The following is a 15,605-nucleotide window of genomic DNA, read 5'->3' as shown; positions in this document are numbered from 1 at the left end:
CCGCTTCCCGCTTCCCGCTTCCCGCTTCCCGCTTCCCGCTTCCCGCTTCCCGCTTCCCGCTTCCCGCTTCCCGCTTCCCGCTTCCCGCTTCCCGCTTCCCGCCTCCCGCCTCCCGCCTCCCCACAAAGGGCGGAGCCCCCGGCATCGGCCGGGGGCTCCTGGTGGTGCGGCTGAGCGAAGAGCGGCTGGGTCAGAGGTCGAGGGTCCACGAGTCGATCTGGCCCGTGTCCTGGCGGTAGAGGTCGCGCACCCGCAGCTGCCAGGTGCCGTTCGCGTCCTCCGTCGAGACGTTCACGGTGTAGGTGGCGTTGAGGTTGTCCGCGCTGTCGGCGCCGTTGCTGACCTTCAGGACCTTCGTGGCGCCTGAGGGGGCGATGAGGGCCACTTCGAGGTCGCCTCGGTAGGTGTGGGTGATGTCGACCTTCACGGTGGCGGTGGCGCCTGCCTTGCCGTTGCAGTCGGCGATGGTGATCGGGGACTTGATCTCGCCCGCGTCCGGGATGGCGGTCACGGCGTCGTTGGTGATTGCCGGGCACTGGCCGGGCGGGTTGCCGGGGGCCGTGCCGGTGATGTGGAGGAGCTTGTTCGGGGACTCTGCTCCGGGGGAGGTGACAACGTCTGAGGTGGCGTTGTCAACGAGGGCGTCCCGGACCTGTTGCGGGGTTGCGGTGGGCGAGGAGCCCAGGTAGACGGCTGCCGCGCCCACGACGTGCGGGGTGGCCATCGAGGTGCCGCTGATGGTGTTGGTGGCCTCGTCGTTGGTGAGCCAGGCGCTGGTGATGTCGCGGCCCGGCGCGAAGATGTCCATGCAGGAGCCGATGTTCGAGAACGACGAGCGCGCGTCGGTGCGGTCGGTGGAGCCCACGGTGATGGCTTCCGGGGTGCGGGCCGGGGACGTGTTGCAGGCGTTGGCGCCGGAGCCGTTGCCCGCTGCCAGGCCGTAGGTGACGCCTGCGGCGATGGAGCGCCTCACGGCGTTGTCCACGTCCGCGTTCGCGCCGCCGCCTAGGGACATGTTCGCCACCGCGGGCTTGCGGGCCGGGTTGGTCTGGACGTCGTTGGTGACCCAGTCGATGCCGGCGATGACGCCCGCGAAGGTGCCGGAGCCCGTGCAGTTCAGGACTCGGACGGCCACCAGCTTCACGTCCTTGGCGACGCCGAACTTCGTGCCGCCGACGGTGCCCGCGACGTGGGTGCCGTGGCCGTCGCAGTCCGAGGCGTCGGCATCGTTGTCAACGGTGTCGGTGCCCGACACGGCGCGGCCGCCGAAGTCGGTGTGGGAGAAGCGGATGCCCGTGTCGATGATGTACGCGGTGACGCCCGCGCCGCGGTTCGGGTAGGTGTAGCTGTTGTCCAGCGGGAGCGCTCGCTGGTCGATGCGGTCGAGGCCCCAGGACGGGGTCGGGGTCTGCGTGTCGTCCTTGCGGACTTCGCCGTCCTGCGTCACGTGGTCGACGCTCGGGTCGGCCGCGAGGCGCTTGGCCTGCGATTCCGACATCTCCGCAGAGAAACCGCGCAAAGCGGACTTGTAAGTGTGCTTCACCTTCGCGCCGTACTTGGCGCTGAGGTTCTCGACGCTGGACGTGCTCACGTCCTTCAGCACGACGATGTAACTGTCCTTGACCGCGTTGGACGCACCGAGGTTACGAATCTCCCCCTCGGGCGCAGCGGTGGCGGAGACGGACGACAGGACGAGCGCAGTGCCCGCCACCAGCCCGATTCCACCCGCTCGTCTGGCCCACGATTCTCCCATAGCAGCAAGCTCCCTCGTCGCAGGGTTGTGCAGTGAGAATTTTCTTAGTGGTGCGGACTGAATTCGCACAAGACGGTCCACGACATTGCCATCGAATGGCGAATCAACAGATTTGCGGGTCCCTGTTAACCGGTTGGTGCCGCTGATCTCTTTACAAAACAATTGCGCCCCGAACGATGAACCGTTCGGGGCGCAAGTTTCACCTATTCGCCGCTGTTCACGCGGTGGCCGCAGTTGAACGCGGCGCTCAGTCCCCTCGGCGGACGGCTCCGAGGATCTGCTGCTCACCGGGCGTGGTGTACAGGCGCAGGTGCGCCCACATGTCCTGGCCCATCGCGATGACCTGGTCGTCCTTGAGCTGGGTCAGCTGCTGGAACATCTGCGGGCGCAGGCGCCACATCTGACCGGCGAGCTGCGCCTGGCCCATCGGGAGGCGCTGCAGCAGCACGAGGTCCGCGTTGTTCGCCGTGGACGACGCCTGCGGGTGCAGGTACGGCAGCACGTACATCGTGGTCTGCCACGGGGCACGCGGCGGGAACAGCTCCTGCGGGACGTGACCGCCGTCGTGGATCACCAGCAGCGGCATGTCCTCGGTCGGGCGCGGAAGGTCCGCCGGGGACAGTCGGCGCAGCTGCACCAGTTGAGACGGACGGCCGTCGGGACCCTGGCCCGCTGCGCGCACGACCGGCTGCCACGCCTGCGGGCGGCCCGTCGCGATGATGATCCACGCGCCGGTCGCCATGGCGCGCAACGCGATCTGGCGGGCCAGGTACAGGCCGCCGACGACCACCATGCGCGTCGGGGTCGGGCGCAGGACGGACACGCTGAGCGGCTCGCCCTTCGTGCCCTGGCCGAGCATCATGCCGCCGCGGTCGCCACTGGGGCTGACCAGGTCGAGCATGTTCGGCGACACCAGGAACTCCGGTGCCACCGCACCGCGGCCACGTGAGTCGAGCAGACGGGACGACGTGCTCATGCGACACCTCCCAGCGGCAGCGTCGCGGCGAGACCCGCGAGCTGCATGCCCCGCAACGGGGTCAGCGTGATGTCGAGCTTGTCACCCAGCTTCGACAGCTGGTCCTCGGCTCTGTCCAGCTCGCTCGGCGTGCGGGCGCTCACCCGCACCAGACCGCGCAGCGAGACCTGACCGTCCTCACGCGACGGCGAGATGGACATCGCGAGCGTCGACGAGAGAGCGCGCACACCGGTCAGCGAGTTCAGGTTGCCCTTGAGGCCCTTCGACGGCCAGCCGGTGATCGCGTAGCTCGCGTGACCGACGCCACCCGCGGTGACGCCCTTCCACTTCTCGCGCAGCGACACGGGGTTCGTGTTGCCGACCGCCGCCGTCAGCTCCGCGGACGAGATCGCCGCGCGCAGCAGCTCGTCCGAGTCGAGGGGACGGATCGTGACGCCTGCGGACTCCAGGGCGTTGCGGACGCGGGACAACGCGCCGATCAACGCCCGGTGCGCGCCGACGACGCCGCCGCCGCGCTCCCGGATCGCCTCGCCGCAGCGGCGCGGGTCCAGCCGGACCGTGATCCACGTGGTGCGCCTGGCCGCCGCGGGCAGCGGGCCGAGCACCTCCATGTACGAGCTGACCGCGGGCGAGTTCGGCGGAAGTGCCGCGCTGCCGGGGTAGCAGTGCCAGATCACGGTGATCGCGTCGAGCACGACACCCCGGTCCTCCAGGCACGGTGTGAGCGCTCCCAGCGGCAGTGACGGCGCCGAGCCGACCGCCGAGATCAGCGGCGGGGTCGGGTCGACCAGCAGCACCGCGGTCCACACGCCGTCGTGCCACGACAGCGCGAGCGGGCGGCGTTCGTGGTCGACGCCCTTGGCGATCACCAGGTCCGGGATCGCCAGGCGCAGCAACGCGACGCGCGGGTCCTCCGGGCCGAGCACCTGCATCTCGTCGTCACCGGGCTTGGACTCCTGCGGGTCCTTGCGCTCCGCGGTGCGGCTGTGCGAGCGGAAGTTGTAGCGCAGGCGGACGCCGATCCACTGGGTGAGCCAGCGACCACGCGAACGGGTGAAGGCCAGGATCAGTGCGACGAGGAGCACACCACCGGCTATCGAGACGGAGGTGACGTTCAGCGCGTCGCCCTGCTTCACGCCCATGATCGCCAGCACGAGGAGGGCGATGGCGAGACCGACCTCTATCGTGACTACGTTCGACACGGGCAACGAGCCGAGGCTCACACCTGAGGCTCTGCGACGGACACGCCCGACCGGACGCGGAGGCGCGGGTGCCTGCTGGCCAGGACCCCCAGGTCCCTGCGGCCGTGCCATCCCTGGGTTGGGCCGGGGCGGATGTGGAGTCTTCACGGACATCCGTTGTGGTCTCTTTCCCCTCGATGGTTCGGTGGGCTTGGCGAACCGGCCCACGAAGCAACCTGCGTCCGGCTATCCTGCCGAACCGTACCGCGACTGGGAGAGCAGCGAGCCGAGAATGGCATCAACACCCACCACCAAGGCACAGGTCCAGGCTTACCAATTCGTTCTGAAGCGGATGCAGTCAGCGCTTGTCCGCCGGGACGCGGTGATGCTGCACGACCCCATGAGCATCCACTCGCGTGCTACTGCCGTGGGTGTCGTGCTGGGCGTCCTCGGTCTGATCGTGTTCCTCATCATCGGGCTCTTCAGCCCGGCGCCGAAGCTCGACGACCAGACGCAGATCGCCATCAGCAAGGAGACCGGCCAGGTCTACGTCGTGGACAACGCGCCGCGGCGGTTGATCCCGATGACGAACCTGGCGTCGGCCCGGCTGCTCTGGTACTCGCGCAACAACCCCGACGCGCAGCAGGGCCAGGTCGGCGGTGACGCGCCGGCCGGCACCGCGGGAGTTCCGCAGGAGGCGGCGGGCGGCGCCCCGAAGCTGGTGAGCGAGAAGGCGCTGGCGAACCTGCCGCGCGGCCGCCTCACCGGCCTGCCCGACGCGCCGGACGTGCTGCCGAAGGGCGACATGCGGATCGACGCGCAGTGGTCGGTCTGCGACACCCTCGACCTGGACGAGTTCCGCGAGAACCAGGCGGCGGAGAACCAGATCAAGACCTCCGTGATCGCGGGCGTCAGCGAGGGCAACCCGCAGCTCGGCGACGAGGCGGTGCTGGTGCAGCAGCGCACCGGCGCCAAGAAGGCCTACCTGATCTACAAGAAGCCGGACAGCCGCACCGACATCTCGTCGTCGACGGTCCGCGCCGAGGTGGACCTCAAGAACGACAAGGTGGTCAACGCCCTCAAGCTGACCGGCAAGCAGGCGCGGTCGATCAGCACCGCGCTGCTCACCACGATCCCCGAGGTCGCGCCGCTGGCCGCGCCGGTGATCCCGAACCAGGGCAAGCAGGCCACCTACATCACCGAGACCAAGGTCAACATCGGTGACGTGATCCGCGTCGAGCGGCAGGGCGGCCTGGAGTCCATGGTCGTGCTGGAGGACGGCTTCCAGACCGTGGGCGAGACCGTCGGCGACCTCCTGCGCTGGTCGTACGCGAACAACAAGGAGTCGGTGCTGCTCTCGCCGAGCACCGTCTCGAACCGCCAGGCCCCGAAGAACCCGCCCAAGCTCGACTCCTACCCGGTGAAGATCCCCAGCACGCTGGAGGCGAACGCCGGCAACACGGTGCTGTGCCTGGGCTGGAAGGCCGACAACGTCACCGAGCAGACCAAGGCCGAGCACACCACGGTCACGATCGGCTCGAAGCTGCCCGGCCCGAAGGACATGACCCCGGTCGAGCTGAACGCGGCGGGCGCGTCCGGTGAGATCGTCGACCAGTTCCTGATGCTGCCGGGCAAGGCCGCCGTCGTGCGGGCGAGCCAGGGCAAGGGCGACTTCGGCACCGGTCCGGTCCAGATCGTCACGGGTCGCGGCGTGCGCTACGGCGTGCCGGACGCGGGCACGGCGTCGGCGCTGGGTCTCGACGGGTCGTTCCCGCCGGCACCGAACCAGATCCTGAGCCTGTTGCCGATGGGTCCGCAGCTCAACAAGAACGAGGCCAACCGCAGCTACGACTCGATCCCGGCGCCGAACGGCACCCTCAAGGATCCGCAGGCGGCCGTCCAGAAGTAGCGGAACCACTCCGGGTGCATCACCGTCGAATGAGACAAATGCACCCGGAGTGTTTCTTTTGGGGGACTGAGTCTTGGCCGGTCGGATCAGCGTTGATGCCGGATGGTTGGAGAAGTACGCCGACCGCATCGACGGCACGACGGACGACCTCCGGCGCGTTCGGGACGTCATGAAGGTGTCCCCGCTGCGCCCCGAGTCGTTCGGCGAGATCGGCAGAACCGTCGGCACGGCGCAGGGGTACGCGCGGGCGGCCGAGTTGCTGAACTCGCAGCTCGCCCGCGCCTGCGACACCCTCGAAGCGGCCGCCCAGGGCCTGCACGCCGTCGCCAAGCAGTACGGGCAGGGCGACGACGAGAGCGTGCAGGCGATCAAGAAGGCCGACCGGCGGTAGGGGGCCCGTGATGGTGACCAAGGACGGCAGGCAGATCGCGGCCGAGGTCGGTCCCGAGCTCGACTACCTCTCGCGGGTCAGCCGCAAGCTCGGTGTCGTGGACCTCGTGCACGACTTCTTCGACCCGCTGGTGGGCGACTGGAACGACCTGCGCGAGGAAGCCGAACGCTGGCGCAAGGCCGCGAAGGTGACCGAGGCGGTCACCGAGCACGTGTCCGCGCCGCTCGGCGGGGTCGACGCGCGGTGGGAGGGCAAGGACGCCGACGCGTTCCTCGACCACATGCGCAAGGTCGGGCTCGCCGGTGGGGACATGTCCGACGCGATGAACGCCATGGCGGACGCGCTGGAGGAGACCGCGGACGGTGTCCGCGTCATCGTGCAGGACATGGCGCACGTGCTCGCCGATGTCGCCGACTCGGTGTCCGGCACGGCCTCGCTGCCGCTCGACGGCGACCAGCGGGCGGTCCGGCACATCGAGGAGATCAAGCACCCGGTCCGCGAGCTGCACGAGTCGGCGCGGCAGGTGCTGGAGGCGTTCCTCAAGCTGTGCGACGGGGTCTCCGGTGAGGCCGGCGGGTTCGGTGCCGTGCGGATGGAGCACCGCTACCCCGAGCAGAACTGGACCTACAGCGCGCCCGCCAAGCCCGAGGCGAAGCTTCCCGAACCCGCCAAGGCCTCGGTCACGGCCGCCTCGGCCACCGGTGCGTCACCGGGTGGCGGCTCGGTCGGCGGTGGCGGTGCCGGGACCGGTGGTGGAGGTGTTGGCGGGTCGGTCGGTGCTCCTGCCGCCGCGACGGAGCAGCCGATGCAGTTCGGCGGCGCCACAGGCGTCGCTGAGCAGGTTCCGCCGGCGGACAGGGGTGCCGGGGCCGGACAGGCCGCCGCGGCCGCTGGTGGCCGTTCTGGGGCCGCTTCCGGTGGCATGGGCGGAATGATGGGCGGCATGGCGCCGATGATGGGCGCGATGGGCGGGCAGCAGGGCGGTGGCGACAAGGAGCACAAGTCGAAGCAGCGCCTCACCGGCTCGATCGAGGACCTGCTCGGCAAGCCCAAGAAGGCCGCGCCGAAGTCCATCGGCGACGACGACTGACGAGCACTACCTCCGGACGCGAAACGGCCCCGCTGAAAGCTTCAGCGGGGCCGTTCTCGTTGTTTCGAAAACCGTCAGGCGGGACTGCCCCGCTTGCGGTTGAGCGAATTCCTGATGAACAACGTCAGCGCCAGCAGCAGACCACCGACGCCGATGCCGCTCAGCGCCACGATGATCGGCGGCCAGTCGAGACCGGGCGGCGGCGTGACGGAGGTGTTGATCTCCCTCGGCTGCTGCGGCTTGAAGCCCGCCGCCTCGGCCGGGAGCACCGCGGTGAGCGCCGCCATCGGGTTGACCATGCCGAAGCCGGTCTTGTTGTCCTTGCCGGTGAGACCGCCGGGGTGCAGCGCCGTCGACTTGAGACGCTCCATCACCTGACGCGCCTTGAGGTTCGGGAACCGCTCGCGCACCAACGCCGTGATGCCCGCGACGTACGGCGAGGCGAAGCTGGTGCCCTTGATGTCCTGCACGCCCTGCGCGGTGACGTTCGCGTTCGTCAGGCCGGTGCCCTTGGGGTCGACGGAGATGATCTCCTCACCCGGCCCGGCGATGCTGACCCACGGACCCCACACGCTGAACGAGGAGACCGCGCCCGACTGCGCGATGGACGCCACGGACAGCACGTCGTTCGCGAACCACGCGGGCGACGACACCGAGTTGACGGTGTTCGGGTCCATGTTGTTGTTCTGCGCCGCGCAGCCGACGCCCTGGTCGTTCAGGTTGCCCGCCGCCGTGACGATCACCGAGTCCTTGACGTCCACGGCGTACCGGATCGCGGCCTGCAGCTTCTGGTCGTCCGCGCTGAAACCCTTGGGGGCGCTGCAGTTCGTCAACGAGATGTTGATGACCTTGGCGTCCTTGTCGGCGGCGCGGACGATGGCCTGCGCCAGCGTGCCGACCTTGCCCGCCGACGCGCGGTTGTCCGTCTCGCTCTTGAACTCGAAGCGGTCGCTCGTCTGGCGGATCGCGAGGATCGTCGCCTCCGGTGCGGCGCCGACGAAGTCGCCCTCGGTCTTGGCCGCCGCGGCGACGCCCGCGACCTCGGTGCCGTGGCCGTCGCAGTCGTCGATGCCGTTCTTGTCGGCGACGTAGTCACCGCCGGCCTCGACCCTGTTGCCGAAGCGCGGGTTGCGCGGGTCGACACCGGTGTCGATGATCGCGATCTTGATGCCCTTGCCGGTCGCGAACCGGTGCGCCTGGTCGAGGTTGAGCTGGACCTGGCCCCAGGGCTTCGTCTTGATCAGTTCGCTCTTGGTGTCGGACTCGACGCAACCCTTGTTGGTGCGCACGTACTTGACGTCCGGCTTGCCCTCGTCCTTGGGCGGCTGGGTGCCGGGCGGCAGGTCCGGCGGCACCGAGTTCGGCCGTGCGGTCGCCGTGTTCGACGACGGCTGAGCGGAGGCCTGCGGCAGCGTCCCCGTCAGCAGAAGCAGTCCGGCGGTCGCTGCCGCCGTGGTGCGCCTGATGCCGGTCCTCATAGCGTGATCAGACCTCGGAAGACCGAGTACATGTCCATGACCGCCAGCGCCAGCGGAAGCACGGACGCGATCAGGATCGCCTCGATGATGTCGACGGTGCGGCGCAGCGGCGGCGAGAACTTCTGGCCGGGGAAGATCACGCCGAGCACCAGCGCGAGCGCGCCGAGCGCCAGCAGCGCGCCGAACACGAACGCGATGCGGTTGAACGACGTCGTCGTGATCAGCCAGCCGAGCAGGATGCCGGCGCTGGCGAACATGCCGGTCGACAGCAGTGCCACGGCCTGCGCGCCGTTGGCGTACGCCCGGCCGCGCATCATCAGGACGATCGCGACGACCACGCCGTAGATCGGGCCCCAGACCGTGTCGGCGGTGGCGGCGACCATGGCGGCCAGTGCCGCGACGACGCCGGTGCCGATGATCATGCCGGTCAGGTACTCGTGCGCGACGGCCGTGCGGCGCTCGATGACCGCGTACTCCGGGAAGCCGCTGTCCTCCTTGAGGTCCTCGGCGTTCGTCGGCACGACGGGCGGCGGGATCTTGGCGAGCTGCAGCGTGAGCCTCGGCAGCATCGACAGCGCGGCGAGCGCCACGGCGCCGGTCGCGGCGGCCACGCCGTAGAGCGGGTGCTCGACGAACGTCGCGACGAGGAACGCCAGCGCCACGAGCGTGCCGCCGGTCGCGGCGGCGATGAACACCGTGATGCCCTGCCCGATCAGCAGGATGCCGCCCCACGCGAAGATCATCATCAGCGCGGAGGCGAGCAGCATCTTGGGGTTGAAGCCCGCACCGGGCACCGCGTGGTAGCCCGCGACGAACGCCAGCGGCAGCGAACCGCACGCGGCGATCAGCACACCGGTCGACGCCGCGCTGTAGGCCCGCGAGATGGTCGCGCCGGTCGCCAGCAGGGCGATCGCGCCGACGGCACCAGCGATGGCGGCCGCGAGACCGCTGCCGGCACCACCCTCGGTCAGCGGACCGGACAGGAACAACGCCACCGCTGCCGCGATCAGCGCGAGCGAGCCGGCGATGTGACCGAACCGCTGCGCGGTCTCCTTGGTCCACGGCCGGAACGAGTCCGGGTCGGACTCCGCGATCGCGTCGACGACGTCGTCGTACAGCGGAGGCGGCGGGTTCTCGTTGCGGCGCCGCAACTGCAGCAGATCGCCGTCGACGACGCCGAGCGACGCCAGCGTGCGCGCCGGGTCGAGCGGGTTGTCGCCGAGCTTGGCGAGGCACCAGCCACCGTGCCGCACGCCACCGTCCGGAGTGGCCTCTCTCGCCATGTCCAGCAGCATCGGCAGGAGATCGGCCACCGCCACGTCGGCAGGCAGCGCGACGTCGATACGCGTTCGAGGTGCCACCACCGTGACACGGCTGAACACCGTCGTACCGGTCGCCACCAGGGCCCCCTAAGTCAGATCAGCACAAGAAATCAACGGCCCGACCTTATTCGCCCACCTGGGCGGGTGCCGGGCGGCCCTAGTATGGCCGTACCGACGCCTTCTGCACGTGTGGTTCGCAGAACACGTTCGACTGGGTTTTTTTCCGACCCAGCTTCGTGACGCGCGACGATGCGCAATAGTGTCGGGTGCTACTGGTGGCGTAACGAGTCGAAGAGGTGCCTGTCAGTTGAGCACGCTGCAGTTCAAGCGAACGGCACGCCTTGCTGCTCCCCGGCCTCCGGGCGGTGAGGTCCACCTCGAACCGCCGCCCGAGGTACCCCGGATCATCCCCGGCAACATCATGATGAAGGCGATGCCCGTCGTCATGATCGTCGCGTCCGTCGGCATGATGGGCATGATGCTCGTCTTCATGCCGCGTCAGCCCGCGGCGATGATCATGCCGGGCATGATGATGATCTCGACCATCGGCATGATGGCGAGCGGCATGGGCTCGGGCAAGGGCCAGAAGAAAGCCGAGATGAACGAGGACCGCAAGGACTACCTGCGGTACCTCGGCCAGATGCGCGACCGCGCCCGTGAGGCCGCCGACGAGCAGCGCGCCGAGCGCGAGTGGGTGCACCCGGACCCGCAGATGCTGTGGTCGCTCGCCACCACCCGCCGCATGTGGGAACGCCGCCAGAACGACCCGGACTTCTGCCACCTCCGCGCGGGACGGGGCTCGCAGCGCCTCGCGACTCGTTTGGTGCCACCGCAGACCGGACCGGTCGAGGAGCTCGAGCCGATCGCGACGCTGGCGCTGCGCCGGTTCGTGCGCGCCCACTCGCTCGTGCCCGACCTCCCCATCTCCATCGCGCTGCGCGGGTTCGCCGCGGTCGGCCTGGTCGGCGAGATCGAGGACCGCCGCGACCTCGCCCGCGCGCTCATCGCCCAGCTCGTCACCTTCCACGCCCCGGACGACCTGCTCATCGCGGTCGTCAGCGCGGGCCGCACCAAGCAGCTGTGGGAGTGGGCGAAGTGGCTGCCGCACGCGCAGCACCCCACCGACATCGACGGCATCGGCCAGCGCCGCATGATGGCGAACTCGCTCGCCGAGATCGAGGCGATGCTGGACGAGAACCTGCGCGACCGCCAGCGGTTCACCCGCAACGCCCCGCCGCCCCCCGACCAGCCGCACATCGTGATCGTCATCGACGACGGCGACATCAGCCGCGAAGAGATGATCATCCTTGAGGAAGGTCTGGTCGGCGTCACGCTGCTGGACCTGTCCGAGTGCCTCGGCAACCTGACGGCACGCCGCGGTCTGCGTCTCGTCGTCGAGAACAACCAGCTGGGCGCCCGTTCCGCGACCGGTGTCGAGTGGTTCGGCGCGCCGGACCGGCTGACCATCGTGGAGTCCGAGGCCCTCGCCCGCCGTCTGTCGCCCTACCGCATGGGCGCCGCCGGTGAGGCCGGTGGCGACTCGGGTGAAGACCCGTTGGCGATGAGCAACAACCCGCCGCTGCTCGAGTTCATGGGCATCCCCGGCGACCCGATCACGTTCGACGTGCAGCAGGCGTGGCGGCCCCGGCCCAAGCGCGACCGCTACCGCATCCCGTTCGGCATCGGCGAGCACGGCCAGCAGGTCGAGCTCGACATCAAGGAAGCGGCCGAGGACGGCATGGGCCCGCACGGCCTGTGCATCGGCGCGACCGGTTCCGGTAAGTCGGAGTTCCTGCGCACCCTGGTGCTGGGCCTGCTGGCCTCGCACTCGTCGACGGCGCTCAACATGATCCTCGTCGACTTCAAGGGTGGTGCGACGTTCCTCGGCCTGGACAAGGCCCCGCACGTCGCCGCGACGATCACCAACCTCGCCGGCGACCTCAGCCTCGTCGACCGCATGAAGGACGCCATCGAGGGCGAGGTGTCCCGTCGTCAGGAGGTCCTGGCGAAGGGCAACTACAAGAACGTCTGGGACTACGAGAAGGCCCGTGAGAACGGCGCCCAGCTCGACCCGCTGCCCGCGCTCTTCATCTGCATCGACGAGTTCTCCGAGATGCTGACGGCGAAGCCGGACTTCATCGACATCTTCCTCCAGATCGGTCGTGTCGGCCGGTCGCTGCAGATGCACATGCTCCTCGCGTCGCAGCGACTGGAAGAAGGCAAGCTGCGCGGTCTCGACACGTTCCTCTCGTACCGGATCGGTCTGAAGACCTTCAACGCGGCGGAGTCCCGTGCGGCGATCGGTGTGCCGGACGCCTACGAGCTGCCGCCGATCCCGGGCTCGGGTTACCTGAGCGTGCAGGGCATGCCGCTGACCAGGTTCAAGGCGCTCTACGTCTCGGGCACCTACCGCCCGGCGGGCATGCAGTCCGTCGGTGAGTCGGTGGCCGTGCGCAGCGACAAGCGCCCGCGGTTCTTCGTGCCGGACTTCATCGAGATCCCGAAGGAGCCGGAGCGTCCGGTCGAGCCCGTCAAGGTGGCGGAGCCGGTCAAGGAGGACGCGAACGAGCCGACGCAGCTCGAGCTCATCGTCAACCGCCTCGTCGGCCAGGGCCCGCCCGCGCACGAGGTGTGGCTGCCGCCGCTCAACGAGCCGCCGACGATGGACACGATGCTGCCGCCGCTCGACGTGACCCCCGACCGCGGTCTCACGTCGCCGGGCTACCCGGCCAACAGCACGTTGCAGATCCCCGTCGGCATCGTCGACAAGCCGTTCGAACAGCGTCGCGACCTGCTGTGGGCCGACTTCTCCGGTGCCGCAGGCCACGGCGCGGTCGTCGGTGGCCCGCAGTCCGGCAAGTCGATGCTGCTGCGGACGATCGTCGCGTCGATGGCGCTCACGCACACGCCGGAGGAGGTGCAGTTCTACTGCATCGACCTCGGTGGTGGTTCGCTCGCCGCGATGGAGGACCTGCCGCACGTCGGTGGCTTCGCCGGTCGTCTCGACGTCGACAAGGTCCGCCGCATGGTGGCCGAGCTGCAGACGCTGATCGCCGAGCGCGAGGTCCGCTGGCGCGACCAGCGCATCGAGCTCGCCGAGTTCCGCAACCGCAAGCGGCGCGGTGAGATCAAGGACGACGCCTTCGGCGACGCGTTCCTGGTCGTCGACGGCTGGATGAACTTCCGCCAGGAGTTCGAGATGGTGGAGCCGCAGATCCAGGCGCTCGCCGCGCAGGGTCTGTCGTACGGCGTGCACGTGATCGTCGGTGCCAGCCGGTGGGCGGAGATCCGCCCCGCCATGAAGGACCTCCTCGGCACGCGCTTCGAGCTCCGCCTCGGTGACCCGAGCGAGTCCGAGGTCGACCGCAAGGTCGCCGTGAACGTGCCGCCCGGCCGTCCCGGCCGCGGCATCACGATCGACGGCGCGTCGGGCCGCAAGCTGCACTACCTCGTCGGTCTGCCGCGCATCGACACCTCGCAGGACGCGAACACGGTCACGTCCGGTGTCGCGGACCTCGCCGCCAAGCTCACCCAGTCCTGGCAGGGCCCGCACGCTCCGCAGGTCCGGATGCTGCCCGACCTGCTCGACCACGGCCAGCTCATGGCGCACGTCCAGCAGGTCATGCCCAACCGCGGCCACCTGGTCCCGGTCGGCGTCAACGAGGACGAGCTCGCCCCGGTCTACATGGACTTCGACGCGGACCCGCACTTCGTCGCGCTGGCCGACGGCGAGTCGGGCAAGACGAACATCCTGCGCACGATCGTCCGCGGCATCATGCAGAGCTACACCTCGGGCGAGGCGTTGATCCTGCTCGCGGACTACCGCCGCACGATGCTCGGCTTCATCGACACCGACCACCTGCTCAGCTACGCGGTGTCGGGCCCGCAGTTCACCCAGAACGTCCAGGAGATCCGCGGCTCGCTCGCCGGCCGCATGCCGGGCCCGGACGTCACGCAGGAGCAGCTCAAGAACCGCTCCTGGTGGAAGGGCCCCGAGGTCTTCGTCATCGTCGACGACTACGACCTCGTCGCCCCGCAGGGTGGCGCGAACCCGATGGCGCCGCTGGCGGAGTTCATCCCGCAGGCGAAGGACGTCGGCCTGCACGTGGTCGTCGTCCGCCGCATGGGTGGTGCGTCCCGCGCGATGTACGACCCGATCATCGGCAAGCTGAAGGAGATCGCGGCGCCGATCTTCGTCGGTTCCGGCTCGAAGGAGGAGGGCAACATCGTCGGCAACCTCAAGCCGTCGCCGCAGCCTCCCGGCCGGGGCACGCTCGTGACCCGCAAGCACGGTCAGCAGCGCATCCAGTTCGCCTGGATCTCGCCCGACTAGAAACTCTCGCGTTCCGCGTCTTCGTGGGTGGCCTCGCCTTGTGGCGGGCCACCCACGGGTCGTTTCAGGGGTTTGGCGCGCGAGAGGCATGCGAGAGAGGTGCGCGGGGAGAGGCGCGCGAGAGAGGCGAGAGCGAGGTGCGTGCGCGAGAGAGGTGCGCGCGAAAGAGAGGCGCGAGAGAAGAGGTGCGCGCGAGAGAGGCGCGCAGGAGAGGGGTGCGCGAGAGAGGCGCACGTGGGAGATGTACGCGCGGGAGACGCGTGAGAGAGGTGCGCGAGAGAAAAGGTGCGCGCGAGAGAGGCGCGGAAGCCACAGGCCTTCGCACCGCTCGCGACCGCCGCCGTGCGCACGCAAGCTACGGACCGCTTCCGTGCGCACGTACGAAAGGGCCCGTGGCCTCGGCCGCGCACGGATGGCCTGCAACCGCCGCCCCGCACACGAAGGCCCAATCGTCGCCGCGCACGGAAGGCCCCCAACCGTCGCCGCGCACGGAAGGCCCCCAACCGTCGCCGCGCACGGAAGGCCCGTAATCGCCGCCGCGTGCACGAAGACCCCAACCGCCGCCGCGCTCACGAGAGGCGCGCGACCGCCGCCGCACACGGAAAAGGCCCGCGACCGAAGCCGCGGGCCCAAACCGAACAGCAGGGGACTGTCCGGTTCCCCCATCACCGGCGCGGTCAAGAGGGAGGCGACCGCGCCGGGTTCCGGGCCTGTCCGTCGAGCCACCCCCAGGTCTGACTCTTCCGAACCGGCCGACGAGAACTCTGCCTCACACCGCTCACGCCCCGCTCACGTCTTGATGACGCCGGTGTCCGGGAGCGGAAGTGAAGAAGGCCCGCGACCGAAGCCGCGGGCCCTGACCGAACAGCAGGGGACTGTCCGGTTCCCCCAGACCGGAACCCCGGGACCGCACCACTGGGAGGCACGACCCCGGAGCTCGGCGAGAGTGGCGCCCCCCAGATCTCAACGTCACTCTCGTCGTTCCGGCTGATGACCACTGTGCACGGTCGCGCTCACACTTCGGTCACACCGAGTCCGCACGCGTGCACCCGGCGAGAGCGACCGGTCCCTCCGTGGCGAAGAGGGAGGTAGCCGCGGAGGGACCGGTCACGGCCTCCACCGGTGGGGTGGAGGCGGCCAATGGCAAGCGGTGCTGGTGGCCCCCCCAGGAA

At 69.6% G+C, this 15,605-nt stretch carries 9 protein-coding genes; 4 read left to right on the top strand and 5 right to left on the bottom strand.

Annotated elements, in window-relative coordinates:
- Positions 1 to 190: 190 nt before the first annotated feature.
- The 3 genes from ACFWN2_RS42775 to eccE form a co-directional block, all read right to left on the bottom strand.
- A complete protein-coding gene (locus ACFWN2_RS42775; RefSeq protein WP_382436382.1) occupies positions 191 to 1,753 on the bottom strand; it encodes a S8 family peptidase in 1,563 nt (520 codons plus the stop codon).
- A 247-nt stretch (positions 1,754 to 2,000) separates the two neighbouring features.
- Complete coding sequence (locus ACFWN2_RS42770; protein ID WP_382436381.1) at positions 2,001 to 2,729, bottom strand: hypothetical protein; 729 nt, start codon at positions 2,727 to 2,729, stop codon at positions 2,001 to 2,003.
- On the bottom strand, positions 2,726 to 3,931 hold the full coding sequence (gene eccE / locus ACFWN2_RS42765; protein ID WP_382436380.1) for a type VII secretion protein EccE: 1,206 nt from the start codon (positions 3,929 to 3,931) through the stop codon (positions 2,726 to 2,728). Before eccE ends, ACFWN2_RS42770 begins: the two co-directional genes overlap by 4 nt.
- A gap of 271 nt (positions 3,932 to 4,202) precedes the next feature.
- On the opposite strand from eccE, the gene eccB reads away from it, so the two are divergent.
- From eccB to ACFWN2_RS42750, 3 genes are all read left to right on the top strand, one after another.
- Complete coding sequence (gene eccB / locus ACFWN2_RS42760) at positions 4,203 to 5,819, top strand: type VII secretion protein EccB (protein WP_382436379.1); 1,617 nt, start codon at positions 4,203 to 4,205, stop codon at positions 5,817 to 5,819.
- A gap of 73 nt (positions 5,820 to 5,892) precedes the next feature.
- Complete coding sequence (locus tag ACFWN2_RS42755) at positions 5,893 to 6,210, top strand: type VII secretion target (protein WP_382436378.1); 318 nt, start codon at positions 5,893 to 5,895, stop codon at positions 6,208 to 6,210.
- A gap of 10 nt (positions 6,211 to 6,220) precedes the next feature.
- Positions 6,221 to 7,300, top strand: a complete 1,080-nt coding sequence (locus tag ACFWN2_RS42750; protein WP_382436377.1) for a WXG100 family type VII secretion target — start codon at positions 6,221 to 6,223, stop codon at positions 7,298 to 7,300.
- A 74-nt stretch (positions 7,301 to 7,374) separates the two neighbouring features.
- Here ACFWN2_RS42750 and mycP read toward each other — a convergent pair whose 3' ends face one another.
- Positions 7,375 to 8,778 carry a type VII secretion-associated serine protease mycosin gene (gene mycP / locus ACFWN2_RS42745; RefSeq protein WP_382436376.1) on the bottom strand — a complete coding sequence of 468 codons (1,404 nt, stop codon included), beginning with the start codon at positions 8,776 to 8,778 and terminating at the stop codon, positions 7,375 to 7,377.
- Positions 8,775 to 10,178, bottom strand: coding sequence for a type VII secretion integral membrane protein EccD (eccD, locus tag ACFWN2_RS42740; protein ID WP_382436375.1), 1,404 nt, complete (start codon positions 10,176 to 10,178; stop codon positions 8,775 to 8,777). The genes mycP and eccD overlap by 4 nt, the downstream gene beginning before the upstream one ends.
- 229 nt (positions 10,179 to 10,407) lie before the next feature.
- On the opposite strand from eccD, the gene eccCa reads away from it, so the two are divergent.
- Positions 10,408 to 14,433 (top strand): type VII secretion protein EccCa, encoded by a 4,026-nt coding sequence (eccCa, locus tag ACFWN2_RS42735; RefSeq protein WP_382436374.1) that lies wholly within the window; start codon positions 10,408 to 10,410, stop codon positions 14,431 to 14,433.
- Positions 14,434 to 15,605 lie beyond the last annotated feature (1,172 nt).

Origin of the sequence: Lentzea sp. NPDC058436, from assembly GCF_042721515.1 — a bacterium.
Classification (GTDB): Bacteria; Actinomycetota; Actinomycetes; order Mycobacteriales; family Pseudonocardiaceae; genus Lentzea.
The sequence above is the reverse complement of the archived record's forward strand: the minus strand, read 5'-3'. Positions and strand labels throughout refer to the sequence as shown.

Coding starts and splice junctions, on each gene's coding strand:
- ACFWN2_RS42775 (WP_382436382.1), bottom strand. CDS start 1,753: ATGGGAGAATCGTGGGCCAGACGAGCGGGTGGAATCGGGCTGGTGGCG.
- ACFWN2_RS42770 (WP_382436381.1), bottom strand. CDS start 2,729: ATGAGCACGTCGTCCCGTCTGCTCGACTCACGTGGCCGCGGTGCGGTG.
- eccB (WP_382436379.1), top strand. CDS start 4,203: ATGGCATCAACACCCACCACCAAGGCACAGGTCCAGGCTTACCAATTC.
- ACFWN2_RS42750 (WP_382436377.1), top strand. CDS start 6,221: ATGGTGACCAAGGACGGCAGGCAGATCGCGGCCGAGGTCGGTCCCGAG.
- mycP (WP_382436376.1), bottom strand. CDS start 8,778: ATGAGGACCGGCATCAGGCGCACCACGGCGGCAGCGACCGCCGGACTG.